The organism is Haloechinothrix halophila YIM 93223 (assembly GCF_000504245.1).
Classification (GTDB): Bacteria; Actinomycetota; Actinomycetes; order Mycobacteriales; family Pseudonocardiaceae; genus Haloechinothrix_A; species Haloechinothrix_A halophila.
Map to the genome: position 1 here is coordinate 5,364,240 of NZ_KI632509.1, position 26,304 is coordinate 5,390,543.

The window sequence follows — 26,304 nt, forward strand, 5'->3', positions numbered from 1 at the left end:
ACTCAGGCCGCCTTGCCGTAGTTGGAAACGCGCCAACCCGCGTCGGTCTTGACCACCGTGATGCTCAGCCTCGGGCCGTCTGTGGGCACCTCAGCGGTGACCGAGGCGGTGTAGGACTCGACGACTTTCGGTTCCCCGGTGACCTTGGTCGCCGGGATGTTGTCCGGCTCGACGGACTCCATCACGGGTAGGTACTCCTCCGTGGTGAATGGGGCGAGACCGCGCAGCCATTTCTTGTTCGAGATGCCGTCTGGGTGGGTGACCCATGCCCGCGCCCACTTGCGGACGACCTGGAGCGCGGCGGGCTCCGGGGCTGCCGAGGTGCGGGTCATCGGCGGTTCGGTCAGCCGGGTCTCGGTGAGTTCGGTCGGCTGCGTCGTGGGGACGGCGTCCTCGGTATCGGTCTGGGTGGTACGGGACGCCGCACTTGAGATGCTGCCCTGGTCGACGCCGGGCAGGAGCTTCGGCACCAGGAATCCGATACCGGTCACGATCGCCACGAGGATCATCACCGTCACGATCAGGTGCTTCGGGGAACGCAGCGGCGCGCCCCAGATACGCCGGTACACCGCAGCGCGGCCTCTGTGGGTACGGATCGGCATGCCCGCGTCACCTCACCACGGGGTCGGTGTCACGGATGCCCGCGTCTTGTCGCACCTCGAGCCCGCGCGACGGCCGGTACAGCACGAACACCGGTTTTCCGTTGATGACCTCAGCCTCCGCGCGCCGGGGACCCGAGGTCTCCGTGCGCCAATGCGGTGCGGAATCGACGGTCGAGCGGGCGGTGCCGTGGTCCGGAGCGGGTCCTGACATGCGGGACGGCACGACATAGTGGGAGTCGGAACTGTCGCCGTAGCCAGCGCCGCCGGCGCGCGCCGTGCGCGGGAACGACCCGCTCCGGTGCGTCGTGCCGGCGGACCTGCGTTCGTCCCGCCGCTGGTAGGCGCGATCCGGTGCCGACGCGCCGCCGATGCCGCCCGCCGGATTGAAGCCGAGATGGGCCGGGTTCGGTGTGCCGGACGCGGGCAGTGTCCGCTGTTGCCCACTGCCCGCACCGATGACCTGCGGTGACTGCCGGTCGAGACGTTGCGCCGACGCGGCGATGGTCCGGGCCTCCGGCCGGACCCTGCGGTCGGACATAGTGGCGGTGCCCAGCTGGCCCGGTCGAGCGTCGGCGTCGCTGTCGCTGTTCGCGACGTTGCGCCAGAACTGGTCCTGCTGGGTGTCCTCCTGTGGCTTGCCGCGGAACCGAGAGAACAGTCCCGGCGCGGCAGGCAACGCGGCACCCACTGTTCGGGTCGACATGTCGACCATCTGCCAGAGCCTGCGCACCGGCCTACCGACCACGAACATCAGGATGGTCACCAGCCCAGCCATGGTCATCTGCGTCAGCATCGACAGCGCGCCCGACGCGGCGAAGATGGCGTTGAGCAGCAGGGCATGCACACCAGCGAGTACCGACAGCACAATGAGGTTGAACCCGACGGTGCCAGCCACCTTGGCGACCCTGCGCAGGACGTCGTGATGCAGCAGCGCAACGAGGCCGATCAGCGGCGCGGTGAGCGCGAGCAGCCGGACCAATACCTGAGCGAGTAGCACGGCCGTCTTGGCGAGTAGCTGGAACAACGAGTACACCAGCGCCTGCAGGGTGGCGATGAACCCAGCGCCGGTGCGACTGCCATCCTCGCCGGTGAAATAGCCAGCCGACGGGCCGAGCTCAGCCGCGATGCGCTTGTACTCGGCCTTCTTCTCGTTGATGACCTTCTCGTCACCGTCATCGCCGTTGGCCATCTGTTCCCAGGTGAACGCCTGCGCGTCGAGCAGGTCCCTACCGTGCTCCTCGGCCTCGCTGGCGTCGGCGGAGCCGAACTCACCGCGCAGCCAGTTCTTGTAGACGATCTCGTCGTGCAGATTCGACGGCAGGATGTGGCGCACTACCCTGTCCTCGGACTCATCCACGAACCCGGCCTGGATGTTCGTCGTCGTCTGCACGATGGCCCGGTCGATGGTGTCGAAGTAGCGCAGCAGCGCGAACGACGACGCCGCCAGCCACACCGCAGCGAGTGCGAACAGCGCGCGCTTGCTGACCGAGGGCAGATCACCACGCCAGATGTGGCGGAACATCAGGATCGCCAGCAACAGCGCCGCGAGGCCGAACAGCTGGGCGTAGATGTTGTTGTAGACCTTCTCGGTGCCGGTCTCGATCGCGTCGTAGATTGGGGTGAACAGCCCACCTTCGAGCACCGTGTAGTGCAGCGCGTTGGTCGCGCCGGTGATGGTCTTGCCGATGTTGAACAGCTGGTTGCCCGCCCAGGTGTCCAGCGTGGTGTTGGCGTCGGTGACCCCGGACAGGCCGCCACACTCCGACTCCGGGGTATAGGTGTGCCACACCATGCCCGCATAGCCATAGTCGCTGTACGGGGTTCCCGCCTCGCCGCGAGCTTCCGCGGCGTCGAGTGCGCCGACCATGCCAGTGCCCGGCCGTTCCGGGTTGGGGGCCTCACCGCATTTGGCCGCCGACGCCATGGGAGCACCGATAAGCAGTTGGAACCCGATAATGGCGGCGACGGCCAGCACAACGCGTGATCTCGTCGTACCGGGTCGTCGCAGACGGTGGCGGACGGCCTTGCCTAGACCGACCACCGCGATGATCATCGCGACGATGAGCAGCGCGTTCATGCCGCGTCCCGCCCCGTGCCACGCTTTCGGCCGGATCCGGCACGCTCAGGCTCGGCCTGAGCGTCCTCGCTGAGCCCGAGTTCCCGGTCCGCCGCCAGCTCGAAGTCGATGTCGTCGTCCGGCAACAACGGCTCCTCCAGCGGCGTATCCCCGGACAGCGTGTCCTCCGCTGGCGAGCTGACGGTGCTCCGCGCCGGCGAACCGGAGGTGTCTGCTTGCGGGCTCAAAGCATGCTGCGGCGCCCTCGCCCGCTGGTCGATCCCCGTCTCGTCCAGCTCCCGGTCCTGCTCGTCACCCGCGCGCTGCTTGTCCGCCCCGCTGGAGCCAGCGGCACCCGGCGTGGTGTCCAGCACGTCACGTAGGTGCGCGAGGTGGTCACCGGAGAAGTCCACCCGGATACGCTCGACCCCGCCAGCGCCATCGGCGAAGATGAATTGCCTCGGCTCGCGGTCACGCTCGACGCCGTGCTCGGCACCACGTTCGGCGCCGGGCCGCCTGCCGAGCGCGGCCACCACCTGCTCGTAGCCGACGCCTACCGGAACCTTCAGCAGCCGCAGCGCGTCTTCCTGCGCATTCTCATCGTCGAGCCTCCCGACAAACACCGAGTCCAGCAGCGAGACGAAGCCCTGGATGCGCAGGAAGTCAGCGGGGATCTGTGACGACAGCAACACCCGGACGTTCCACTTCCGGGAGTCACGGGCGAACCGGTTCATCAGCACCCGGCCGGTGGGCACCTCGGAGAGGAAAAAAGCCTCGTCGATCCAGACGCCCTTGCGTTCCTCCTTGGGCCGTTCGTAGACCGAGCGCTGCGTCAGCCAGGCCGCGAGGTTGAGCATTTCAACGCCGAGTGCCTCGGCGTCAGTCCAGTGTTCCCGGCTGACGCCATCCTTGGGCAATGTCAGCCCGGCCATGGTCAGCACGGTGAGGCGGTCGTCGCGGCTGTCCCGGTACGGGTCGGCGTCCGCCTCCGGAATGAGCAGCGACATCCGCTCGCGCATCTCATCGAGGAAGTCCGCGACGACGACGGCGTGCTCGTGGTGTTCGCTGGCGTCGCGGCGCAGCGCATCGATGACCTGGCCCGGATCAGCGTCGTACCGGCCGCCGACGGCGCGGACGGCGCGCAGCAGCACGATTCTGGTCTGCGGCAGCCGGGACACCTCGTACGGCAGGATGCCCGACAGCACATCGAGCACGAGACGACGACGGGTGGCACCAGCCAGCGCTGATTCCCTGCGCCACGCGCGTTCCGGGTCATCCTCGTCGAGGAAGTGCTCCAGCTGCGGCTCGGCGACCACGCGGTATGGGTTGAGGATGCCGGGCTGGGCGTTGAGCAGGTTGATCGGCCGGGCGTACGGCCGTAGTTCCGGCAAGTCACACAGCCGCGACAGCGGACCGGATGGGTCGAGAATGGTCCAGCTCGCACCGGAACGCAGTGTTTTGTAGACGATGCCGCCGCCGAGGAAAGACTTCCCGCCACCGAGGCCGGCGACCATCGCGGTTAGACCCGAGCCATCGCGGATCTCCTGCGCCATCCACGGGTCCCACGCGACGGGACGCCTGGTGGCGGTGCAGGTCTCGCCGAGCAGGATGCCCCTGCGGTCACCCACGTCGGCGGTCGCGGTCGGCACGGCCGCCGCGGCCCAGACCACGGAGCCGCGGCGCTTATAGGCGCCGGAGGCGACCGGTTCGCCGGGGATGAACTCCCTGGCCAGCGCGTACTGCGCCTCGGGGTGTTCGATGGCGATCTTGGGTTTGTACAGCTCGAGCAGTTGCTGCGCCGACCGCAGCGCCTCCCGCTCGGTCGGACCGGACACCGCCAACCGCCACCAGGAGTAGACCCGCGTGGCCAGCGCGGTGAAACCGGTGGTCATCTCGTCATCGATCTCAAGCACCCGGGACGCCTGCCGCGCCAGCGACTGCGGCGGCTCAAGGTCGTGCTCGTCGGTGTAGTGCTTGACCTGCGAGCGGACCTTGTTCATCTGCCTGCTCAGCTCGCCAGCCACCTCTTCTGGGCGGCGAACATAGATCCGGGCGGACCACTCCACCGCGCCCGGCAGCCGGTCGGCGTGCTGCATCCACGGGTCGTCGACCTCGGGGATCTGCAGGCCGTGCATCTGGCCCATGGTCAGCACCGCGACATGGCTGGTGATACCCGCGTTGGAGCCGGTGCGGCCCCGCACGGTCACGGTCGGAGCGTAGGGCTCGGCGTGGAAGTCGGCAGCGTCGGTGAAGCTGGCCAGGTCTTCCGGCTCCCAGTTGGAGCCGGGCACGGCAGGCATGGTCCGCGGCGCTGGCAGACCGAGCGCACACGAGCGGTGCATCAACCAGGACATCTCGGTCGCCTCGGCCGGCCTGCCGTCGAGACCGGCGGCGGACATCACCTGGTCCAGGTGCTCCACCTCGGAGTCGATCGCGGTCAGTTCGGCATCGACCGCCTCGGGCAGCATCTTGCGCAGCAGCGGCGCTGCCCGCTCGACCGCGCGGTCCACCGCGTTACGGGTCTGCACCTGAACGCCGAGATAGACCTCCTTCTCCGCCATCGACCGGCCCATGAGCTGCTGCTGCTCGCCGATCAGGTAGTCGTCGAAAGACAGCGCGCCCTGGGCGTCGGGGAGCCGGTTGTACGCGTTGTGGACGTGCGCCTCGGCCCACATCCGAATCGGGTACGGGCGACTGGTGACCCGCAGGTGCAGCCAGCGACCCTGCAGTTCGGCGTACTGACCCGCGATGGCCGCGATGAGGTCTCTGCGCTGCGAATCGGATCGGAACGACCAGCGCTGGGTCGAGAGCCGGTACCAGGCGTAGATCTCCTGTCCGGTACGCAGCAGATGTCCGTCGATGCTGCGGGCCGCGATCGACGGGATGTACGAGGGCACGGCCTGCTCACCAGGCAGGCGCCGACCCCTCCTGCTGGCACGTACGGTGCGCCCCGCGCTCCCGCCGGAGCCCACCCGCTCCGGCTGGCTGTGGCTTGCGCCGCGACCGAACAACGACTACCTCCTGGCCTGCATAACGCGCTGACGTGCTGGTGCTGGTCCCGGTGGCCGCCCGTTGTCCACGGGCTGCCGCTGCCTGACCGCGCTGTGCGACTCGCGTGGCGCTGTATCGAGCGACGTGCTCGTTCTCGCTCGGTGTGTCCCTTTCGGTCGTGGCCGTTCAGTACGCACCCGCAGCTTGGCCGCGCTCACCGCCCCGCCGTCCCCGGTCTGCTGCTCTCTCGGAGTAGTCAGCTCGCGAAACCACATCGCGAGCACCGAGCCGAGCGGACGCTCGTGGTTGATCCGCGAGGTGATCAACCGGGTCACGCCGATGGTGATGACGAACGCCCACGCCGTGCTGAAGAAGCCGAACGAGATACCGAGCTGCCGCTCAATGGTGAGCACGAGCAGAAAAACGGCGAATCCAACGCCCCACGCCACGTAGCGGGCACGCCAAGGAAACGTGGCCTTGGGCGGGCCGAGCCACACGGCGTCGACGCGGTACACATCGTCGTCAGTGCGGATGCGCAAAGCGGTCCCCGAACCTCAGCCCGTGAACAAGCTGGAAATCCAGGTGCCGACCTCGACCCCGGCCCCGCTCACGGCAAGCCCGATGACAGCGAGCGCGATGACCACACCACCGAGGCGGCGCATCACACCGGCGTTGTCACCTCTGCCGCCACCGAGCCACAACAGCAGTACCGCGACGGTCAGCAGCAACAGCGGAATGACGTTGTTCTGCAGCCAGGTCTGCAACCCTCCTGTCGTGATCTCCCCCTGCTGCGCCAGGGAGGTGAGGGCCATCATCGTGCTCATCGTGTACTCCCGAGTGCGAGGAGTGTTGCCGATCGGAGCATCGCACGTACTCCGTCATTGGTCCAGGTCATCTGTACCGTCACTAAAGGTAGCCTTCTCAACCCGTTCTGTTAAGTATGGTCACGGCCCGTGCCGACCAGGTCGCCTACCGACAGGGGCCAGAACCCATCATGCGGGTAACCACGCCGCGACCCAGCACCACCCTGAGAAACCACCGGAACGGAGCAGCATCGACCCCTGCCAGTGGACCACTCGTGCTGTTTCCTCTCGGTAAGAAGCTCGCTCAGCGAGCGTCGGGCACGACCGCGACGGCGTGGCGCACGCCACCAAAGCCTTGCGGTCGACCACAAGATGTCATCAAGAATTCACCCAAAGTTACGGGCCGCTCGGGCGTGGCGGCCGGTGACACGGACGAGTTGGCGTGTAAGCCGGATCCTGTACCCGGCACGCCTCACGGCATGCCGGGCGGCGACCATCCATCTAGGCCCGCCGTCGCCGACGGGCTCAAGCGGCCTACCCGCGAGCAGGACGGGCCGCCCTCTCGCTCGCGCAGGCGCGTGCAGCGCCCTCTTGGCCTTGCTCCGGGTGGGGTTTACCGAGCCACCCCGGTCACCCGGGGTGCTGGTGGTCTCTTACACCACCGTTTCACCCTTACCGCGTCGCCGCGGCGGTCTGTTTTCTGTGGCACTTTCCCGCGGGTCGCCCCGGGTTGCTGTTAGCAACCACCCTGCCCTGTGGAGTCCGGACTTTCCTCGAGCGGTGCCGAGCACCGCTCGCGGCCGCCCCGCCAACTCGTCCGTGCGTATCCAGGATACCGGGCGGGTCCGGCGGTAACGCCGGCCTGGGGTGTCGCGATGAAGCCCTTCACGGCATATCGAGGTGCGCGGTGTCGTTCACCAGGCGAACCGAGGCGTTGCCGTCAGGGTAGAACTCGACGACAGACAGCGACGCCAGGTCGAGGTGGAGCCGGAACAAGAGCTCCGGGCCAGCCGCAAGACCCATCCGCAGCAACGCCTTGATCGGCGTAACGTGGGAGACCACGACGACATCGCGGCCGCCATACTCGCTGAGGATGTTGTCGCGCGCCCTGCGGACTCGCTGGTGCACCGCTTCGAAGCTCTCCCCAGCCGGCGGCGCGACCGAGGTGTCGCTGATCCAGGCGCGGTGCAGCTCGGGGTCGCGACGGGATGCCTCGCCGAAAGTCAGACCTTCCCACTCACCGAAGTCGGTCTCGATGAGCCCGGTGTGGGTGCGCACTTCACTGCCCAGCAGCGCCGCGACCTCCCGCGCGGTGTCGACAGCACGGTGTAGTGGTGAGGACACCACCGGCAGCGGGCCAGCCGCGTCCTCCCGCGCGCCGACGAACGCCGCTACTCGCTTGGCGGCGGCGGCTGCCTGCCATCTGCCGTGGTCTGTGAGCTCGACATCGCCTCGGCCGGAGTACCGCCGGTCGATCGACATCGGGGTCTGGCCGTGGCGCAGCAGCACCAACCGGGTCGGCGCACCCTGGGCGCCGGTCCACGACGCGGGCACACCTCGATCCGCCTGCCGCGTGCCGGGTGCTGGGTCGCTCACGAAGTCGTCCGTGCCGGTCGCGGCGGCGGTTCCGGACACGGTCTGGCGAGCGGTGCCCGACGCTGACCTGCTGGCAGCGTCATCCGCGCTGGCAGTGTCCTGACTGGCCGGTTCGGGGTCGTCGGACTCCTCGGCGGCCGCGTCCATCGCCTCGTTCGCGAGACGATCGGCATGTGAGTTCTGCGCGCGGGGAATCCAAGTGTAGCTCACCCGGTCGAGTTGCAGTGCCAGGTCACGTGCCTGTCGCGCGAGCGGCTGCAACGCCGCGTTCTTGATCTTCCAGCGACCGCTCATCTGCTCGACGACCAGCTTGGAGTCCATCCGCACCTCGGCGGTGCTCGCGCCCAGCTCGGTGGCGGCGCGCAGGCCTTCGACCAGGCCGGTGTACTCCGCGACGTTATTGGTCGCGATGCCGAGAGCAGCCTTACGCTCGGCGAGTAACTCACCGGTGTCCGCGTCCCGGACCAGCGCACCGTACCCGGCAGGCCCAGGGTTCCCTCGCGAACCGCCGTCCGCCTCGATGATCACCTGCGGCCCCACGCCGCTCCCTCCGTCGTGAATGACGCCTTCCCCGCGTCGGGCGCGGTGCATGACGCTTTCGCCGCACCCAATGCAGTGACAACGTCATTCAGCACACCATGCCTCACAGGCCGGACTCCTCGGTGCGCACGAGAATCGCGCCGCAGTTCTCGCAGGTCACGACGGCGTCCGGGGCGGCGTTCTTGATATCGGACAACGCGGTGTGGTCCAGTTCCAGCTGACAGGTGCCGCAGCGGCGCGACCGCAGTAGTCCTGCGCCGCGCCCCCGTGCGGCACGCACCCTCTCGTACTGCGCGAGCAGGTCGGCCGGCAGCGGCGCGACCAGCCTCGTCCGCTCCTCCTCCTTACCCGCCTGCTGGCTGTCGAGATCGGCCATCGCCTCGTCACGACGCCGCTGGGCCTCGGCGAGTTTGCGTTCGGCTTCGTCGACCTCGGCCGCCGTTCGCTGCTCATCGATCGCGACGGCTTCCCTGCGCTCCATCAACTCAAGCAGATCGTCCTCGAGGGCGCTCTGCCGCCGCTTCAATGTCTCCAGTTCGTGCTCGAGATCGGTCAGCTGCTTGGCCGACACCGACCCGGAAGCCATCAGCGAGCGATCCTTGTCCTCCCTGGCCCGCACCGACTCAATTTCCCGCTCCTGCCGTGTGACCTCGCGATCGAGGTCGGACGCCGAGGTCTGCACCGCGACGAGAGCGTCCCTGCCCGCCCGGAGGTCCTTCTCGATAGCGGCGATCTCTTCCAGCTCGGGCAGCTTCTTGCGCCGGTGCTCGATGCGGCCGAGCTCCGCGTCGACATCGGCCAGTTCGAGCAGTTGCCGTTGTACCTCAGGGTCGACCTTCACTGTGGACTTCCTTCGTGTGTGCTGGTGGGGACGTTCCACGGGTCGGTGCACCGATGGGAGACGTGAACTTCGACCGTACCCGCGTTCACCGCGCCGATGACGCCGGCCGCCTGCTCACACCACGGCCATTCGCTAGCCCAATGGGTGACACCCACAAGAGCGGGTGGCGAGCCTTCCGCGACGGTGACCGCTTCCACATGCTCGCTCGCGGGATGGTGCCGCAGATCGGCGGTAACGTAGGCGTCCACCCCGGCGCCAGCGGCGGCGGACAGAAAGCTGTCACCCGACCCGCCCGACACCGCTACCGTCTTGATCAGACGGTTCGGATCGCCCGCGCCAGACACGCCCGGCACGGTGGCGGGCAACGCTGTACTCACCCGGTCGACGAACGCGGCGAAGGGCTCCGGCTCGGTCAGCACGCCGATACGACCGAGCCCGGTCTCCGGGTTGTCCGCGTGCGGCGCGAGCGGGCGCTCCACCGTCAACCCAATGGCGGCGGCAAGCGCGTCGGACACACCGGGATTGGCGGAGTCGGCGTTGGTGTGCGCACAGAACAGCGCGACGCCGGAACGGATCAGCCGGTGCACCACCCTGCCCTTGCTGGAATCGGCAGGCACACCGTGCACCCCGCGCAGTAGCAGCGGATGGTGCGCCACGATCAGCTGCGCGCCCAAGTCGAGCGCCTCGGTGACCGTCTCGTCAACGACGTCGACGCACACCAGCGCGCGCTCCACCGGTTCGGCGGGGTCACCGCACACCAGGCCGACGGCGTCCCAGGATTCGGCGAGTTCACGCGGGTAAGCGGCGTCGAGTGCCGCGATGACGTCGCCAACGGTCGCAGGTGACATGGCGATGATCCTCGCACAACGCGACGGCCCGGACGTCGAGACGTGGCCGTCGCCCATTTAGGCTAGTGCACGTGCACGTCTCGTTCATCTGTACCGGAAACATCTGCCGCTCGCCCATCGCCGCAGCGGTGTTCCGCAGTCATGTCGAGGACGCGGGCATCGCCGGCAAGGTCAGGGTCACCAGCGCGGGCACGGGGAGCTGGCACATCGGTGAGCCCTGCGACCCGCGCGCCGCGGCGGTGCTGCGAGCGAACGACTACTCGGTCGATCACGTCGCGGCCAGGATCAACGATGAGCACCTGAACGCCGACCTGCTGCTCGCGGCCGATGCGGGCCACCTCGACGTCCTCATCGGGCTCGGCGTGCCACCGGAGCGGGCGCGGCTGTTGCGCTCGTTCGACCCTGACGCCCCGCTCGACGCCGAGGTCCCCGACCCGTACTACGGCGCGGACGGCGGATTCGACGAGGTGCTTGCCATGATCGAGGCCGCGATGCCCCGCCTGCTCGACTGGGTGCGCGAGCGACTGTGACGGGCGCGCGGGACGCCGTGCGGCACCTGCTCGGTGCCGAGCCGACGTCGGTCGGCACTGGCGTAGTGACCCTCGATGACGGCAGGCGCGTGCTGGCCAAGCGCGGTGCGGGCCCCCGCGCGAACGCGGCGGAAGCCGCCGGACTGCGCTGGTTGGCGACCGGCGACGTCCCTGTCCCCGAGGTCTACGCCTACGACGAGGACTGGCTGTTGATGACGTACGTCCCCGCCGCCCAGCCGACGCAGGAGGCGGCGAGGGCGTTCGGACACGGCCTCGCGGCACTGCACTTGCGCGGCGCGCCCGCGTTTGGGTCTCCCCCACCGGACGGGCCGCGCGAGGCGTGGATCGGCCTGGCCCCGATGAACAACACCGAGGAACCCGACTGGCCGACGTTCTACGCCACCCACCGGGTCGAGCCGTACCTGCGGAATGCCACCGACCAGGGGATGCTCGACGCGCGGGAGGCGGGCGTCATCAGCCAGGTGTGTGAGCGCATGGCGGACCTGGCGGGACCCGCCGAGCCGCCCGCGCGGCTGCACGGGGACGCCTGGAGCGGCAACCTGCACTGGGCATCCGACGGCTTGTGGCTGATCGACCCAGCGGCGCACGGCGGCCACAGGGAGACCGACCTCGCCATGATGCGGCTGTTCGGGGCACCGCTACTCGATGTGATCCTGGACTCGTATGCCGAAGCGGCGGCGGAGGCGGGCGCGCCGCTCGCCGACGGCTGGCGGGAGCGCACCGGGCTGCACCAACTGTTCCCGCTGCTGGTCCACACCGTGCTGTTCGGCGGCGGCTACGCGCGGCAAGCCGTCGCGGCGGCCCGCTCGGCGCTCGCGCTGGCTTAACGGGCTCTGCGCGAGTCGTCGCGCGCGAGTGACTTACCGTTGAGGGGTGCGGTTGAAGTTCCTGCTGCGGCCGAACTGGCTCACGTTGACGCTGGTGGTGTTCTTGTTCGCCACCGCGTGCTTCCTGCTGCTCTCGCCATGGCAGTGGGGCCGCCACCACGAACGCGACGCGCAGAACGAGGCCATCGAGCGGTCGCTGTCATCACCGCCGCGCCCGATTGAGCAGGTGCTGCCGGATGGCACGGCGCCCTCGGCGGACACCGTGTGGTCGCGGGTGGAGGTGACCGGGACCTACCTGCCGGACGATGAGGTCGTCGCGCGGTTGCGCAGCGTCAACGGCGAGCCGGCGTTCGAGATCCTGACGCCGCTGCGTACGACGTCCGGCGACGTCGTGCTGATCGACCGTGGCTACGTCGCGCCGAACGACCAGGTCGGCGTCCCGGAGTACGCCCCGCCACCGGACGGCGAGGTCACGGTGGTCGCGCGGGCCCGGACCGACGAGACCGACCCGAAGAGCCGCGACGCGTTCACGCCGAGCGACGCCGAGGCCCCGCACATCTACGCCATCGACTCCTCGGTCGTGGCGGACGAAACCGGGCTGGACCTGCGACCGGGCTATTTCCAGCTCACCCCTGACCAGCCAGGCGTACTGAACCCGCTGCCGTTGCCCCGTGTCGACGCGGGCCCGTTCCTGTCGTACAGCATGCAGTGGATCGCGTTCGGGATCATGGCGCTGGCCGGCTGGTTGTACTTCACGGTTCGGGAGTCGAAACCGGGCGGGGCGCTGCACGACAGCGCGCAACGCGCGGCCAACGAGGGCAGCGACAGCGCTGACGCCCGGCGAACGAAGAAACCCCGTCGCAAGTCGGTCGCCGAGCAGCTCGCCGAGGACGAGGCCGCCGAGCGGCCGCTGTCCGTGCCGGGGCGAGCGGCCGAGCAGCAGCACGACCGCTGAAGCCCGGTCCGGGCCAATCCGCCGCGGCTCAGGCCAGGATGGCGCAACCCGCGCCCCGGCCAGACCCACGCACCTGATGTCAGGTACTCGCCCGCGCCCACGCCTGCAGCATCACCCGCGCGATGGACGAGTTACCCGGCAACCGCAGTACACCCGGCTCTGGCTCGCCCCGCTGCTCCCCGCGCGCGAACGCTGCCCTGATCTCATCCCGGGAGTACCACCGGGCCTCCGCGATCTCGCCGTCCGCGGGCCGCAGCGGCTGGTCGCGGCTTGCCCGCGCGGCGAAACCGAGCATGATCGAGCGCGGGAATGGCCACGGCTGGCTGCCGAGGTAGCGCACGTCGTCGACGTCGACGCCGACCTCCTCGAAGATCTCCCGCCGCACACACGCTTCAAGCGACTCGCCTGCCTCGACGAATCCGGCGAGCACCGAGCGCGCGCCTTCTGGCCAGCTCGCACCGCGCGCCAGCAGCACGTGTTCGCCATTGACGCCGACATCGTCGTGCACAAGGCAGATCACGGCCGGGTCGGTACGCGGGTATTCCTCACGCTGGCAGGATGAGCACCGCGACACCCAGCCGAACTGCACGATGCGGGTCCCGGCCCCGCACTTGGCGCAGAACCGCGCGCGACGATGCCAGTTCCGCAGGGCCAGTGCTGTGGTGAACAGGCCAGCGGCCGCGTCGTCGATCCGGTCGCCGTGCTCGCGCAGCCCGACCCACATCTCGCCATCAGCGACGACCGCCTCCACGATCGCGCCGAACCGGCCGGGCAGCTGGAGCGTCTCACCCTCGGCGACCTCGGCGTCCAGCAACGCCCAATAGTCGCCGTCGTCGGTGCTGCCGAGGAACACCATGCCGTCCGGCGGCTCCTCACCGAACGTCGCCGCGTCCCGCACCGCGAGGCTCGGCGACGTCCGCTCCCCGTCATACGGGACGGGGGTGCGGCCCCGGATGTCCAGCACGACGACCTTCGCCTTCGGCCACCGGGCACGCAGCCGCTCGATGTCGGCGCGCAGTGCCTCCGCACGGTCGACGTCGGAACGCGACAGCGCTGGCACGTCCGACAGCTGGAACGGCGTGCTCACGGCGCCACGACACCGCCGAGCACCGACAAGCCCTTGCCAACCACATCGGGATCGCCAACGACGACGCCGGTGAACCGGGTTGGCGCGAAGAACTCAAGCGCGGCTTCCGCGATCTGCTCCGCGGTCACGTCCGCCAGTCGGCCGGGGTGGGTGGCGAGCCAGTCGGCGTCGAGGCCTGCGCTTGCGAGCGCGGCGAGCTGGCTGGCAAGCCCGACCTGCGAGGACGTCGAGATCAGCAGCGAGCCGATCGCGTACTGCCGCACCGACTCCAGTTCGGCGTCGGTGGGCGGCATGAGGCCGAGCCGTGCCAGCTCGTAACGGGTCTCCAGCAGCGCGGCAGCGGTGACCTCGCTCGCGGTGTCGGCTTGGACGACCAGCGTCGCCGAATCGCCCGCGAAGTCGAAGCTGGACTGGGCGCCGTAGGTGTAGCCCTTGTCCTCCCGGATGTTCTCCACCAGCCGAGAGGAGAAGTACCCGCCGTAGGCGAGGTTGGCCAGTTGCAGCGCGGCGTAACGCGGGTCGGTGCGGCCGATGGCCTGCGCGGACAGCCGCAGCTGCGACTGCACCGAGCCGGGCCGGGCGATCAAGTGCAGATCGCCGCCAGTGACGTCGGGCAGCTCGATCAGCGGCGTCGCGGCGGCATCGGCTGACCAGCCCCGTAGCCCGCGCTCGACGTCATCGATCACGGTGTCCGGGTCGATGTCGCCGACCAGCACCAGCACCGAGCCGCGTGGCAGCACGGCGGCCTGGTGCAGCGCGCGGACGTCCTCCGGCGTCACCTGGGCGACGTCCTCAGCCTGCGGCACCTCGCGGGTGGTTGGATGGTCGCCGTAGCGCCTGCGCTGCAGCGCCTCCCTCGCGATCACGCCCGGCTGGGTGCGGGCCACCGCCAACCGCTCGACGAGGCGTTCCCGCTCACGGGCGACTTCGGTGTCGGCGTAGGCGGCGCCGGTGAGCGCGTCGGCGAGGACGTCGAGCAGCGTCGGCAGCCCACTGGAGAGCGCGCTACCCGAGATGGCGAGGTGTTCCGGGTCGACGACGGTGCCCAGCTCGCCGCCGATCAGCGCCAGCTCGGTGTCGATGGCGACGCGGTCGCGGCTCGCGGTGCCGGTCAGCAGCGTCTCCGCGAGCACCTCGGCGCGGGCGCTGTGCATCGGGTCGGTGCCGCCGAACGGGATGCGCAGCCGCAACTCGACGGTCGGCACTGTCGCCTTGCGCACCGCCAGCACGCGTAGACCGTTGCCGAGTTCAGTGTCCGCGACGCTGAGGTCGGCGACCTTGCGCTGGTCACCCAGTTCGGGTAACGGCCGGGGGCCCTGCGGTGTCCTGCCGATCTCCTCGGCGCTGCGGTGTGCTGCGTTGACGGTCACTGCGCTCCCTCCGACTGGTCCGGTGTGCTCGGCTCGATGGTCAGCACCGCCCGCGCCCCTTCCCGCAGCGCCTTCGCGGCGGCGGAGACGTCGTCAGCTGTTACGGCGCCGATGCGTTCCGGCAGCTCGAACAGCAGCTCCGGCGCGCCGTAGAGTAGTTCGAGCGAACCGTAGCCGAGCGTGCGGGAGACCAGCCGGTCGTGCTCGGCGTACAGGTTCGCGGTCCAGCGCGCGGTGACCTTGGCCAGCTCCTCGGCGTCCGGCGGGGTGGTGACGAGCTTGTCCAGCTCGTCATCGAGCGCTTCTAGCACCTGCTGCTCGCTGACCTCGGCGGGGTGGATGGCGGTAACGGCGAAGGTGTCCGGGTCACGCGCCTCGAACGGCCCGAACAGGCCAGCGCCCGCACTGATGTCGCTGACCAGCGCGTCCGTGTGGACGAGGCGCTGCTGCAGCCGGGAACCGTCGCCGTCCGCGAGCACGCTGGCCAGCACCAGGTTGGCGAGGTAGCCGTCCAGTTCGTTGATCGGGTCAGGCATCCGGTAGCCGACCGCGAGCGCGGGCAGCGGCGCGTGCGGGTCCTGGTGCGTGTCGTGGCGGTCCTCGGTGGGCAGTGGCTCGGCGAACGACCGCCTCGGGGGCGCGGGCCGCGCTGGCACGTCGCCGAAATGCTTGTCGATGAGCTGCTTGGTGCGCTCGATGTCGATATCGCCCGCGACGGTGAGCACCGCGTTGGCGGGCGCGTAGTAGGTGTCGAAGAACTCGGCGCAGTCGTCGACGCTGGCCTGCTCGAGATCGACGAAGTCGCCGTAGCCGTTGTGAGCGTTCGGGAACGTGTCGTAGAGGACCGGCGGCAACAGGATCCACGGGAACCCGCCATATGGCCGGTTCAACACGTTGAGCCGGATTTCCTCTTTGACAACGTCGATCTGGTTCGCGAGGTTTTCCTCGGTGAGCTTCGGCGCCCGCATCCGGTCGGCTTCCAGGAACAGCGCCCGCTCAAGCGCTGCCGACGGCAGCACCTCGAAGTAGTCGGTGTAGTCCGGGTGGGTCGAACCGTTGAAGGTGCCACCGCTGCCCTGGATGTGCCGGAAGTGCGCCAGCTTCTCCAGGCTCTCGCTGCCCTGGAACATCAGATGCTCAAACAGGTGCGCGAACCCGGTGCGCCCTTCCGGCTCGGAACGAAAGCCCACGTCGTAGTGCACGCTCACGCCGACGACGGGAGACGTCGTGTCCGGGGCGAGCACCACGCGCAGACCGTTGTCTGTGACGTAGCGATGGATTTCCGGTGCGGCCATGCCAGCCACTGTATCCGTACCCGCATCACTCTCACGGTCCCCACACGTCTCACCGCGGCAGGTGACAACAGGCCCCATCGCGATGATCGCTATGCTGAAGACCCAGCCGGTCTGCCCCAGGGACGACGACTTCGATGACACCATCGCCGCACGAGCAGCGGCCGGATTCTCCGGCGCACCCCGAACCCGCCTGCGCCGCCAAGTCGCCACGGACACATCTCATCGCCATAGTCGTGACGTGCGCGGCGGTCATCACCCTGCTGGCGACCGGAGTCGCGGTGCTCATCGCCGCGCTATCCACCGACGACGACACCGACACAACGGCGCAGGAGCAGTCCACCCAGGCGCAACCGAATGGGCAGGGATCGGCAGCGGGTGCGCGGCCGCCATCGGAGACGACGCCGAACGTCATGCCGGGCAAGGTGCTCGAGCTCGCCAGCCATCCGCTGTTGCAGTCCAGCGACGTCGGCCTGCCCAACAGGGCCTGCCAGCTACCGCCGTGGGGCACCACGGAGAAAGCGGCACGCGCCTTCTTCCGTTCCGCGACGACCTGTCTCAACGACGCATGGGCGCCACTACTACGGTCGCACAACCTCCCGTTCACCCCGCCCCGGCTGTACTTCCCTGCTGGCGAAACGTTCGACAGTGACTGCGGGCGCATCGAGGTCGGCCTCTCGACGGCTGCCTACTACTGCGAGGGCGAGCTATTCCTGCCGTTCAACGGGCTGCAGATCGACCAGTACGAGGACAGCCCCGGCGTGTACCTCGCACTGATCGCGCATGAGTACGGCCACCACGTGCAGGAGTTGGCCGGGATCATGGACGCGGCCTGGCGCAAGATCTACCGGGTCGGCGAGGACTCCCCCGCTGGCCAGGAGATGTCGCGCCGCAAGGAGCTGCAGGCACAGTGCTTCTCCGGCATGTTCCTCGGTTCGCACGTCAACCGGGGCGGCTCTATTACCCGCGAGATGTACGACCAGGCGTGGCACGACCAGGAAACCAGGGGCGACGACACCTCGGGCGGCCACAAGCATGGCAGCAACGAGAACTACGCGATGTGGTGGCGGGTCGGCGCGCTGGACAACCGCATCTCCGACTGCAACACCTTCAAAGCCAGCACCGGCTCGGTGCGCTGACCGGCTTCCGGCGGCCTTCTTCACCCACGATGTGGTGAGCTGGACCAGCCACCGCAGCGGCTACACCGGCAGGAGGCTGCTTCGCCGGGAGTCGCCACGCATCACAAGCAGGGAGTATGTCGCACCGCCAGCACAGGACAGCGCGACCAACAGCAGCCCGACGGACTGCCGCAGGTTGCTGTGCCCAATCGACGTGTCGGCGCTGTACACGGTCAGTTCACCGGTCCCCTGCTCCTCGGGGAGCACGACCTGGATCCGCTCACCCTTGTTGTGGCCGCACGCACGCAGCCGCGCCTTCTGCTTGCCGCTCGCGTCGGTGAAGGTGACGGTCTCGACCGGCGTCGTCGCCGTGCAATCGGCCGGTTTGACCACCGAAGCGGTCACGATGCGCGCCGGTTCGTCTCTGCCGGAGAACAGGCCCGGTCCAACCCACCAGGCGAACAGCAGCACGATGAATCCGACGAGGCACGCGACAAGGATCGCGCGCACGCGCGGGGTCAGCTGTGCGAGAAGCCTGGCCACACCCTGATCGTCGCAGATCCCACCGACGAATACACGTCCTGCCGCAGCACGTCCGAGGTGGCGTCAACCACCAGACGCGGCACGCGGCTGGACCGATCGGAGCAGCTCTCGCAGGCCGTCGGCGTCAAGCAGGTCGGCAGGGCGCGCGGTGTAGTCATGGCGCACGTAGTGGAAGGCGGCCCGCACCCGCTCGAGCGGGACGTCTCGCAGCGCGGCCCAAGCCACCCGGTACGCGGCAAGCTGCACGGACACCGATGTCATGGCGTCCTCGCCCGGCACAGCGCCGGTCTTCCAGTCGACGACGGTCCATCCGCCATCCTGGTCAGCGAACACCGCGTCCATCCGCCCGCGCAGCGTCATGCCGTCCAGCTCGCACACGAACGGGACCTCGACGTCGTAGGGCGTGCGCTCGGCCCACTCGCTCGCCTCGAACTTGCGCCGCAGCTCCTCGGCATCCGAGTCGTGCTGGGCGTTGGTGTCGGCCGCGCCGGGCAGGTCGTCGAACTCAAGCAACCGGGCACTGCCGAACCGGCGCTCCAGCCAGGCGTGGAACGCGGTGCCCCTGCGGGCGACGGTGTTGGGCGGTTGCGGCAACGGCCTGCGCAGTTTCCGCGCGAGCGCGCTCGGATCAGCCGCCAGCTCGACCAATTGGCTCACCGAGAGCTGCGCGGGCAGGGCGACCTGCTCCGGCTCGGAGCGCGCCCGCGCCCGCTCAGCGAGCAGGACATCGGTGTCCTCGGCCCACCCGTCGGGGTCCTCATCGGTACCCAGACCCTGCTCGGCGTACAGATCGTCCGCGCCGACCCGCTCGTTCGTAGTGGCACCAGCAGCGGAGACCCCCTCGGCGAGGGCGGCGCGCACCAGCTCGGCACCCTCGGTTACGGCCTGCCTGCGCTCACCGAGCGGATCGGCGGGCCAGTGCCCCTCGCGGGCGGTGGCGAGGTACGGGTTGTCACCGTCCGGCTCCGCCGCCCAGTGCACCACCCTGCCCAAACCGGGATCGGACTCAATCAGCTCGGCCAACTCGGTCAGGAATTCAGACGGCCCTGCGGGCTTGGCCCCGGTCTCGCGCCACCAGTGCCCCGAAACCAGCAGCGTCTCCTCTGCTCGGGTCAGCGCGACGTAGCAGAGCCTGCGCTCCTCTGCCGCGTGCCGCTCAGTGAACGCCTCCTTGTGTTCCTTGACGGCATCCAGCATCTCCTTGCGATCCATCCCCGGGCTCACCCGCAGCTCTGGGAGGTCCTCGGCGTCGCCGCGCAGCACAGCGGGCAGCTCGGTCAACGCCGTCAGCCAGCAACCGCCGCGCCGATCACCGGGGAAGACAGAGCGCACCAGGTGCGGCACCGCGACGACCTGCCATTCAAGGCCTTTCGCGGCGTGCACGGTCAGCACCTGCACCCGATCCGCGGCCACCTCGACCTCACCGGGTTCAAGGCCATCCTCGGCGTGCTCCGCGGTGGCGAGGTAGTCCACGAACGACAGCAACGTCGGGTTCGCCGAGCTCTCCGCGAACTCGGTGACGACATCCGCGAAGGCGTCCAACTGCACGCGACCTGTCGGCCCTTGCCGCGCGGTGGCCTCGACGTCAAGCAGCATGGTGCGCTCGATGTCGGCGATCAGCTCAGGCAGCGACTGGTCGATACGACGGCGCAACGCGGCCAGTTCCGCTCCGAGTGTCCTGATCCGCCGGTAGCCCTCCGCCGAGTAGTTCGCCGCGTCGCCGGGGTCGTCCAGCGCGTCAACCAACCCGGCCAGCTCGGCGCGCTCCGGAACGACGATCGCGGTGAGGTCGTCCTGGCTGCCGCCCTTGTCCTCGGCGGACAGCTCCCGCGCCCGTCGCCACAACGCGGCGATGTCAGCGGCGCCGAGGCGCCAGCGTGCGCCAGTCAGCAGCCGCGCGGCAGCCGAGCCGGACATCGGATCGGCCAGCACCCGCAACGTGGCGACCAGATCAGCGACCTCCGGCTCGGCGAGCAGTCCGCCCAGGCCGACGACCTCCACCGGGACGCCGCGTTCCCGCAGCGCGCTCGCGATGGGCGCCATGTCGGCACGACGGCGCACCAGCACCGCCGTCGTCGGCGGGCCGACGTCAGCACTGTCGCTGTCGGTATCCGCATCGGCATCGCCTGGGAACCACCGGGCGGCGATCTCGTCGGCGACCCACTCTCGTTCCGCGGCGACGTCGCTGTGCAGGGCGCACCGGACGTCGCCAGGTGGCGCGCCGTCGCGGGGGCGCAGCTCAGCGGCATCGTCCCGCAACGGCTCGGAGACGGCGTTAGCCAGCGTCAGCACCTCAGGCGGGTTGCGGAAGCTAGTGAGCAGGCCATACTCACGGGCTGGCACCGACGTGCCGCCCTTGACGCACGGGAAATCGGTGGTGAACCGGGGCAGGTTGGCCGCGCTCGCGCCCCGCCAGCCATAGATCGCTTGTACCGGGTCTCCCACCGACGTCACCGGCATCGGCGGTCGACCGCCAGTACCGAACAGCGAGCGCAACAGCACCCGTTGCGCGTGCCCGGTGTCCTGGTACTCGTCCAGCAGCACCGCGCCGTAGCGTTCCCGTTCGATGTCGATGACCTCGGGGTGCTCAGCACCGAGCCGGGCGGCGAGTGCCATCTGGTCCGCGAAGTCCAGCGCACCTTCGGCGCGTTTGCGGCGCTGGTACTCGGCGACCAGCGGTAGCAGCCGCACCCGGAACCGCTGCGCGTCGATCACCTTGACCAGATCCTGCTGCAGCTCCTGCCTGCCGCCCTTGGCGCGCGGAGCGTTCTCGATGAGGCTGGTCAGCTGCTCGGTGTGGGCCTCGAGCCGCTCAGGAGTGAGCAGGTGTTCTCCCAGCTCGCCCGCCAGCTTCAGCACCGACTCCGTGATGGTCATCGGCACGTAGTCGGTCTCGATGTCTTCGTCCCATGTGGACACAACACGGTGGGCGAGCTGCCAGGACGCCGTCTCGGAAAGCAGTCGCGCGCCCGGCTGCACCGGCAACCGCAGCCCGTGCTCGGAGAGCAGTCTGCCCGCGTAGGCGTGGTAGGTCAGCACGGTCGGCTCTCCCGCGGCGATACTGGCCCTGCGCTGCCCACTGGGGTCCAGTTCATCGAGCAGCCGCGACCCGGCGAGCACCCGCAGCCGAGCCCGCACCCGCTCCGCGAGCTGCCGCGCCGCCTTGCGGGTGAAGGTCAAGCCGAGCACGCGTTCCGGGGCGACGATGCCGTTGGCGACCAGCCACACCACACGGGCGGCCATCGTCTCGGTCTTGCCCGCCCCGGCACCAGCGACGACCAGCGCAGGCTCCACCGGCGCGGCGACGACCGCGGCTTGCTCCGGCGTCGGCGGGTGCAGGCCAAGCGCCTCGGCGATGCGTGCGGGGGTGGCGATGGTCGTCATGACGTCACCTGCCTGCCCTCAAGTTGCAGCGGGCAGCACGCGCGGGCAGGGCACCGGCCGCAGTCGGCACTCTCGCGGGCGAGATAGTCGGGGCCGAGGCTGTCCAACGCGGCGGCCTGCACCTCGGCCAGCCACTCCTTGCTGGCGTCGTCGTCCAACGCGTCCTGCCGCAGTTCCTTCGCGGCACCGGTCTTCTTCACCGCGTCGGCGACGTAGACCAGCCTGCCACCGCCGGGCTGCACGCCCGTGCCCGCCGCGCCGAGCCAGACCGCGAGTTGGTACGTCGCGAGCTGTGGATGTTCCGCTGCTTCCGCCTTGGTGACGGCCTTCTTGCTGGTCTTGACGTCGACGATCACCAGCCTGCCATCGCGGTCAGCCTCCAGCCGGTCGATCCTGCCGCGCAGCCGGACACGACGGTCGCCCGCAGGAAGTTCGACGTCGATGTCGCGCTCGACGCCCAACTCGGTCAGCTCGTCCCTGCTGGTGGTCAGCCACGTCAGGAACGCTTCCACCATCTGACTCATCCGGCGCCGTTCGCTGCGGGTGTACCAGGGTGCGCCCACGTCGATCTGCTTCAACGCGACGTCGAGCGCCTCCGCCAGTTCCTCCCTGGTGGCGCCCTCGGCCGCGGACTGCGCGAGCGCGTGAATGACGGTCCCCGCGATGGCGGCGAGCTGCGGCGGATCGGCACCACCGTTGCGTTCAAGCAACCACCGCAACGGACACCGCCGCAGCATGTCCACTGTGGAGGGTGAGACCGAGATCGGCTGATCGTCACCAAGCAGCGGGGCATCGCTGGAGACATCGACGAGGCCGTACCACGAATCCGGGTGCGCGCCAGGTACACCCGCCTCAGCCAGCCGCGCGAGCTGCCGCGCGGCACGACGGCGACGTTCTGGGTCGGTGGTGGCGTCGCACACGGCGGCGCGCAGGTCGCCGACAAGCCGCGACAGCACCAACGGTCGTTCCGGTTCCTGCTGCGTGGGGATACGGCGCGCATCGTCGTCATCACCCGCGACGTCGGCAAGCTCCTCGATGAACCGAGACGGCTGCTCGTCCTCGCCCTCCACCGCGCTGACCAGCAGACGACTGCGCGCGCGGCTGACCGCGAGATAGAACAGCCTGCGTTCCTCGGCAAGCAGCGGCGCGATCGCTGAGACTTCGTTGGCCTCCACCCCGGAGACGATGTCGACCAGCCGCTCCACCCCAAGCAGCGAGCCGCGCGGGCGCAGGTCGGGCCAGCTGCCCTCCTGCACACTCGCGATCGCCACCACTGTCCACTCTCGGCCAGCAGCGCCGTGTGCCGTCACCAGCTCGACACCGTCCGAGCGGGCGGCGGTTGGCGCGAGGCTGTCGCCCGCGATCCGTTGTGACAGCAGATATTCCGCGAAGCCGCCGACCCCCGCTTGTGGCAGTCTGTCGACATAGGACCCAGCGGCGTGGAAAAGCGCGACGACGGCGTCGAGATCAGCGTCGGCCTGCCTGCCGAGCGAACCGCCGCGCTCGGACAGCGCAAGCCAGCGGCGTTGCAGCCCACTGGCGCGCCACAGCTCCCAGAGCACCTGCTCGACCCCTGCGTTGCGCGCGATGGCTTTCCTACCAGCGGCGAGAACATCGGTAATGCGACGCAGCGGGGCGACCTCGGAGTCCGCGAGACCGGTGAGCGGATCACCGGTGCGCAGCGCCTCCACCAGCAGTTCGTCACTCTGCCGCTGGCCGCCGCTCGTATGCTCCAACCTGCGCAAACCGCGCCGTAGCCGCCGCAGCGCGAGCGGGTCGGCCCCGCCAAGCGGCGAGGACAGCAGGTCCTCGGCGAGCCTCGCATCCAACAGGTGCGGGTCGGCGGCGACGCGCAACGCCGTCAGCAGCGGGCGCACAGCGGGGTTGCGCGCCAGCGGCAGCTCGTCGGCCGCCGCGGCGATCGGCACGCCAGCCGCGCGCAACGCCCGTTGCAGGACAGGGAACGTCCGGCCCGCCGAGCGCACGACGATAGCCATCTCCGACCACGGCACGCCGTCCATGAGGTGGGCGCGACGCAGCCGGTCGGCGATCCAACCCGCCTCGACCGACGCCGTGGCGAATTTGCGCACCACGACAGTGGCGTCACCCGCAGGGCTGACATCGGTCTGCCTCGGACCCGGCATACCCGCCGCGACCCGCGAGGCCGCACGCGCGACGTCCGCGCCCATGCGGTGCCCGGTATCCAGCACGACGGTGCGCTCGCCATCGGCGTCGGCATCGTTGAGTACCCGCGGGTCGGCGCCTCGGAACGAGAACACCGCCTGCTCGGGGTCACCCACCAGCAGGAACTGTTCAGCGCCCTCCCCGATGAGCTGGAGCAGCCGCCACTGCAGCGGGTCAAGGTGCTGGCCGTCGTCAACGAGCAGATGCCGGATGCGGCGGCGTTCCCGTTTCAGCAGGTCGTCGTCGCCGTGCAGCGAGAGCAGCGCCGAGGACACCAGCTCAGCGGCGTCCAGCGCCTCTGCCGCGGGTGTGGCCAGCGCGCCGCCTCCCGCGCCCTGCAGCAGCGTGACCTGCTCGTACTGCTTCCAGAACGTGCCTGCCGCCACCCATTCCTGACGGCCGCGCTGCCTGCCGAGCCGGGTCAGGTCCTCGGGTCCGAGCCCACGTTCGGCCGCACGCAGCAGCAGATCCCGTAGTTCCTCTGCGAAGCCGGGAACGGTCAGCGCGGGCCGTAGGGCTTCCGGCCAGTACTCGGCGTCGATCTCCTCGACGTCGCCGACGAGCAGTTCGCGCACAACGGCGTCCTGTTCCGGGCCGGAGAGCAGCCGGGGCGGCGGCAGTCCCCGATTGGTCGCTTGCACCCGCAACACACCGAAGGCGTATGAGTGGACCGTGCGCACGAGCGGTTCGCGCACCGTGCGCGGCGCTTCCGTCGCGGGCCCGTCGGTGAGCAGCCGCGCGATCTCGGTGCGCAGCGCATCGGCCGCGTGCCGGGACGCGGTGAGCACGAGCACCTGCTCCGGATCCGCGCCGCCGAGGATACGCCGGGCCGCCGCTTCTGCCAGCAACGTCGTCTTGCCGGTGCCTGGACCGCCGAGCACCCGCACGAACCCGGTGTCGCCGTCGAGCAGTGGCCGCACCGCCTGCGGCCACTGCCTCGGTTCGCCGGGCGTGACGGGGTCGCGGACCAGCATTGGCCCGCTCTGTTCCGCACTCCGGCTCATGGTTTTTATGCAATCACGCCACCCCGACATCGTGCGCCGCCGCCTCGCCGGAGTGTCGGTGCTCCTCGCTACGGTGTCGGCGTGGACGAGGAACTGCACGAACGGGTGCGGGACACGGTCGCGGCGATTCCCGAGGGATCGGTCGCGACCTATGGCGATATAGCGGCGCTGGCTGGGGCGTCGACGCCGAGGTTGGTTGGCCGGGTGCTCGGTGAGGACGGCCAGGATCTGCCATGGCACCGGGTGCTGCGCGCGGACGGCACACCCGCCAAGCACCTACGTGCGGAGCAGTGCGCGCGACTGCTCGCGGAGGGGGTGATGTCGAGGAACGGGCGGGTGGACCTCAAGCGGTACCGGTGGCAGCCGGAGCGGCGGTGAACGCTTCGCCACGCACCTCGCCGTCGTAGCCGCCCGCCGGATCGCCCAGGCCGAACAGCGCGCCGACGGTCGGGGCGACGTCGACGGTGTGCGCCTGCGCGGAACTGGCGTGCCCGCTGCGGATGACCGGGTCACCGCCCGCGATCAGGAACGGAATGGGTTCGGTCGCGGGGTGACCGTGGTTGCCAGGGATCGGGTTGGACCACGGCTTCGGATCGCTGAACCGCCAACCTGCCTGGCAGTAGACGACGACCTCTCCCGCTTCCTTACCGAGCCCGAGCTCGCCCGGCCGGTGTGCGGACAACACGCCAGGGACGTCGGTGACGACGTCACGCAAACGCCGGATCGCCGCCGCCCGCTGGGGCGTGGGGCCGGTCCAGTAGAGCAGGTCCGCGCCGCCGTTCTGCGCGATGACGACGTTGCCCGCCAGCATCGGATCGGCGTCGATCATCGGTTGGAGTGAGACCAGCTGCCACGGCAGCGACCAGTCCATCGAATGATCCGCGAGCACGAACAGGACCGAGTTCTGCCAGCGTCCGGTGTCCTTGAGGTGGGAGACGATAGCGCCGAGCCGGTCGTCGGAGGTGCGCACCGCGCCAGTGCGGGCGAGCGCGAGCGTGGTGCCGGTCAGGTCGGAGTGGCCAACGCGGTCGCAGTCCCCGAGGTTGCAGAACAGCAGGTCAGGATCGGCCTCGTCGATCATCGCGATGGCCGCGTCGGTTGTGAACGCGTCCGGCGCGTGCCCGCTGATCGGCACGATCGGCCCCGGCTCCCAGCGGTAGGTCGCGCGCTCACCAAAGACGCCGTACAGGTACTCCTTCGACAACACGGTGCCGGTACGCAGGCCGTGTTCGCGGAGCCGGTCGAGCACGGTCGGCCCGCGCAGGTCGGACGGCCGATCCAGGTCGCGTATGACCTGCTCATCGCGGTCGTAGACGGAGTTGGCGGGCACGCGGGAACGATCGGGCCGCACCCCGCTCATCATCATGACGTGATTGGGAATGGTCTCCATGACCGGCAGCGAGCGAGCGTTGCCGAACCAGGTGCCTTCGGCCTTGAGCGCGGTGAGGTTCGGCGTGAGGCTGGGCGACACCTCGTCAGGGCGCAGGCCGTCAAGCACGACGACGTACACCCGTCTGCGTTGCTCCCCTGCCTGGGCGAAGCCGGTGCCCGCCGCGGCGGACAGCAACACCGTGCCGCCCGCGACCGAGGCGCGCAGGAACGTCCGCCGAGCCACACTCATGAATGATCCTCACTTTCACCGTGATCGCGGTGACCTTACCGCGTTTGGGTGAAGCGGACGAGACGTGCGGGCGAGCTGGTGTCGACTACTG

Annotated in this window: 20 protein-coding genes and 1 other RNA gene; 5 read left to right on the forward strand and 16 right to left on the reverse strand. The window is 69.5% G+C overall.

Going from position 1 to position 26,304, the window contains the following annotated elements; translation table 11 throughout:
- Positions 1 to 2 precede the first annotated feature (2 nt).
- The 9 genes from AMYHA_RS24540 to AMYHA_RS24575 all read right to left on the reverse strand — a co-directional run bounded on the left by AMYHA_RS24540 (position 3) and on the right by AMYHA_RS24575 (position 10,277).
- On the reverse strand, positions 3 to 602 hold the full coding sequence (locus AMYHA_RS24540; RefSeq protein ID WP_034274939.1) for a hypothetical protein: 600 nt from the start codon (positions 600 to 602) through the stop codon (positions 3 to 5).
- A gap of 7 nt (positions 603 to 609) precedes the next feature.
- Complete coding sequence (locus tag AMYHA_RS24545; RefSeq protein WP_034274940.1) at positions 610 to 2,679, reverse strand: magnesium transporter; 2,070 nt, start codon at positions 2,677 to 2,679, stop codon at positions 610 to 612.
- Positions 2,676 to 5,669 carry an ATP-binding protein gene (locus AMYHA_RS24550; protein ID WP_034274943.1) on the reverse strand — a complete coding sequence of 998 codons (2,994 nt, stop codon included), beginning with the start codon at positions 5,667 to 5,669 and terminating at the stop codon, positions 2,676 to 2,678. The genes AMYHA_RS24545 and AMYHA_RS24550 overlap by 4 nt, the downstream gene beginning before the upstream one ends.
- Before the next feature lie 3 nt (positions 5,670 to 5,672).
- The gene (locus tag AMYHA_RS24555; RefSeq protein WP_051400268.1) at positions 5,673 to 6,188 is read right to left on the reverse strand and encodes a hypothetical protein; all 516 of its coding nucleotides are present in this window, start codon (positions 6,186 to 6,188) and stop codon (positions 5,673 to 5,675) included.
- A 15-nt stretch (positions 6,189 to 6,203) separates the two neighbouring features.
- The gene (locus AMYHA_RS24560) at positions 6,204 to 6,464 is read right to left on the reverse strand and encodes a hypothetical protein (RefSeq protein ID WP_407919914.1); all 261 of its coding nucleotides are present in this window, start codon (positions 6,462 to 6,464) and stop codon (positions 6,204 to 6,206) included.
- A gap of 417 nt (positions 6,465 to 6,881) precedes the next feature.
- Positions 6,882 to 7,268: RNase P RNA component class A (gene rnpB, locus AMYHA_RS26115), an RNA gene on the reverse strand.
- A gap of 69 nt (positions 7,269 to 7,337) precedes the next feature.
- The gene (locus AMYHA_RS24565; RefSeq protein ID WP_169732975.1) at positions 7,338 to 8,588 is read right to left on the reverse strand and encodes a bifunctional RNase H/acid phosphatase; all 1,251 of its coding nucleotides are present in this window, start codon (positions 8,586 to 8,588) and stop codon (positions 7,338 to 7,340) included.
- 103 nt (positions 8,589 to 8,691) lie between these two features.
- Positions 8,692 to 9,429 carry a zinc ribbon domain-containing protein gene (locus AMYHA_RS24570; RefSeq protein WP_034274947.1) on the reverse strand — a complete coding sequence of 246 codons (738 nt, stop codon included), beginning with the start codon at positions 9,427 to 9,429 and terminating at the stop codon, positions 8,692 to 8,694.
- Positions 9,426 to 10,277 carry a Nif3-like dinuclear metal center hexameric protein gene (locus AMYHA_RS24575; protein WP_034278723.1) on the reverse strand — a complete coding sequence of 284 codons (852 nt, stop codon included), beginning with the start codon at positions 10,275 to 10,277 and terminating at the stop codon, positions 9,426 to 9,428. The genes AMYHA_RS24570 and AMYHA_RS24575 overlap by 4 nt, the downstream gene beginning before the upstream one ends.
- A 71-nt stretch (positions 10,278 to 10,348) precedes the next feature.
- Between AMYHA_RS24575 and AMYHA_RS24580 the strand changes: the two genes are divergently transcribed.
- The 3 genes from AMYHA_RS24580 to AMYHA_RS24590 are packed head-to-tail and all read left to right on the forward strand — an operon-like array spanning position 10,349 to position 12,610.
- Positions 10,349 to 10,807, forward strand: a complete 459-nt coding sequence (locus AMYHA_RS24580) for a low molecular weight protein-tyrosine-phosphatase (RefSeq protein ID WP_034278725.1) — start codon at positions 10,349 to 10,351, stop codon at positions 10,805 to 10,807.
- Positions 10,804 to 11,655, forward strand: coding sequence for a fructosamine kinase family protein (locus tag AMYHA_RS24585; RefSeq protein ID WP_034274948.1), 852 nt, complete (start codon positions 10,804 to 10,806; stop codon positions 11,653 to 11,655). The genes AMYHA_RS24580 and AMYHA_RS24585 overlap by 4 nt, the downstream gene beginning before the upstream one ends.
- A gap of 46 nt (positions 11,656 to 11,701) precedes the next feature.
- Positions 11,702 to 12,610 carry an SURF1 family cytochrome oxidase biogenesis protein gene (locus AMYHA_RS24590; RefSeq protein ID WP_051400269.1) on the forward strand — a complete coding sequence of 303 codons (909 nt, stop codon included), beginning with the start codon at positions 11,702 to 11,704 and terminating at the stop codon, positions 12,608 to 12,610.
- Between the two features lie 79 nt (positions 12,611 to 12,689).
- Here AMYHA_RS24590 and nudC read toward each other — a convergent pair whose 3' ends face one another.
- The 3 genes from nudC to AMYHA_RS24605 are packed head-to-tail and all read right to left on the reverse strand — an operon-like array spanning position 12,690 to position 16,362.
- Positions 12,690 to 13,697, reverse strand: coding sequence for an NAD(+) diphosphatase (gene nudC, locus AMYHA_RS24595; protein ID WP_034274950.1), 1,008 nt, complete (start codon positions 13,695 to 13,697; stop codon positions 12,690 to 12,692).
- On the reverse strand, positions 13,694 to 15,067 hold the full coding sequence (locus AMYHA_RS24600; RefSeq protein ID WP_034274953.1) for a M16 family metallopeptidase: 1,374 nt from the start codon (positions 15,065 to 15,067) through the stop codon (positions 13,694 to 13,696). The genes nudC and AMYHA_RS24600 overlap by 4 nt, the downstream gene beginning before the upstream one ends.
- Positions 15,064 to 16,362 (reverse strand): M16 family metallopeptidase, encoded by a 1,299-nt coding sequence (locus tag AMYHA_RS24605; RefSeq protein WP_034274955.1) that lies wholly within the window; start codon positions 16,360 to 16,362, stop codon positions 15,064 to 15,066. The genes AMYHA_RS24600 and AMYHA_RS24605 overlap by 4 nt, the downstream gene beginning before the upstream one ends.
- 134 nt (positions 16,363 to 16,496) lie before the next feature.
- Here AMYHA_RS24605 and AMYHA_RS24610 point away from each other — a divergent pair, with 134 nt between their 5' ends.
- Positions 16,497 to 17,498 carry a neutral zinc metallopeptidase gene (locus AMYHA_RS24610; RefSeq protein ID WP_084037483.1) on the forward strand — a complete coding sequence of 334 codons (1,002 nt, stop codon included), beginning with the start codon at positions 16,497 to 16,499 and terminating at the stop codon, positions 17,496 to 17,498.
- A 60-nt stretch (positions 17,499 to 17,558) separates the two neighbouring features.
- On the opposite strand, the gene AMYHA_RS24615 is transcribed toward AMYHA_RS24610, so the two are convergent.
- From AMYHA_RS24615 to AMYHA_RS24625, 3 genes are all read right to left on the reverse strand, one after another.
- Complete coding sequence (locus tag AMYHA_RS24615) at positions 17,559 to 18,020, reverse strand: hypothetical protein (RefSeq protein WP_051400270.1); 462 nt, start codon at positions 18,018 to 18,020, stop codon at positions 17,559 to 17,561.
- A gap of 63 nt (positions 18,021 to 18,083) precedes the next feature.
- Positions 18,084 to 21,404, reverse strand: coding sequence for an ATP-dependent helicase (locus AMYHA_RS24620; RefSeq protein WP_034274957.1), 3,321 nt, complete (start codon positions 21,402 to 21,404; stop codon positions 18,084 to 18,086).
- Positions 21,401 to 24,592, reverse strand: coding sequence for an ATP-dependent helicase (locus tag AMYHA_RS24625; protein ID WP_034274960.1), 3,192 nt, complete (start codon positions 24,590 to 24,592; stop codon positions 21,401 to 21,403). Before AMYHA_RS24625 ends, AMYHA_RS24620 begins: the two co-directional genes overlap by 4 nt.
- Positions 24,593 to 24,673: 81 nt before the next feature.
- Here AMYHA_RS24625 and AMYHA_RS24630 point away from each other — a divergent pair, with 81 nt between their 5' ends.
- On the forward strand, positions 24,674 to 24,970 hold the full coding sequence (locus AMYHA_RS24630; RefSeq protein ID WP_034274962.1) for an MGMT family protein: 297 nt from the start codon (positions 24,674 to 24,676) through the stop codon (positions 24,968 to 24,970).
- Here the strand turns inward: AMYHA_RS24630 and AMYHA_RS24635 are convergent.
- On the reverse strand, positions 24,936 to 26,213 hold the full coding sequence (locus tag AMYHA_RS24635) for an alkaline phosphatase family protein (RefSeq protein ID WP_034274964.1): 1,278 nt from the start codon (positions 26,211 to 26,213) through the stop codon (positions 24,936 to 24,938). The two genes, AMYHA_RS24630 and AMYHA_RS24635, sit on opposite strands and share 35 nt — an antisense overlap.
- Positions 26,214 to 26,304 lie beyond the last annotated feature (91 nt).

Bases quoted from the DNA above. Each gene is read 5' to 3' on its own strand.
- AMYHA_RS24540 (WP_034274939.1), bottom strand. From the start codon at position 602: ATGCCGATCCGTACCCACAGAGGCCGCGCTGCGGTGTACCGGCGTATC.
- AMYHA_RS24545 (WP_034274940.1), bottom strand. From the start codon at position 2,679: ATGAACGCGCTGCTCATCGTCGCGATGATCATCGCGGTGGTCGGTCTA.
- AMYHA_RS24560 (WP_407919914.1), bottom strand. From the start codon at position 6,464: ATGATGGCCCTCACCTCCCTGGCGCAGCAGGGGGAGATCACGACAGGA.
- AMYHA_RS24575 (WP_034278723.1), bottom strand. From the start codon at position 10,277: ATGTCACCTGCGACCGTTGGCGACGTCATCGCGGCACTCGACGCCGCT.
- AMYHA_RS24605 (WP_034274955.1), bottom strand. From the start codon at position 16,362: ATGGCCGCACCGGAAATCCATCGCTACGTCACAGACAACGGTCTGCGC.
- AMYHA_RS24610 (WP_084037483.1), top strand. From the start codon at position 16,497: ATGACACCATCGCCGCACGAGCAGCGGCCGGATTCTCCGGCGCACCCC.
- AMYHA_RS24620 (WP_034274957.1), bottom strand. From the start codon at position 21,404: ATGACGACCATCGCCACCCCCGCACGCATCGCCGAGGCGCTTGGCCTG.
- AMYHA_RS24625 (WP_034274960.1), bottom strand. From the start codon at position 24,592: ATGAGCCGGAGTGCGGAACAGAGCGGGCCAATGCTGGTCCGCGACCCC.
- AMYHA_RS24635 (WP_034274964.1), bottom strand. From the start codon at position 26,213: ATGAGTGTGGCTCGGCGGACGTTCCTGCGCGCCTCGGTCGCGGGCGGC.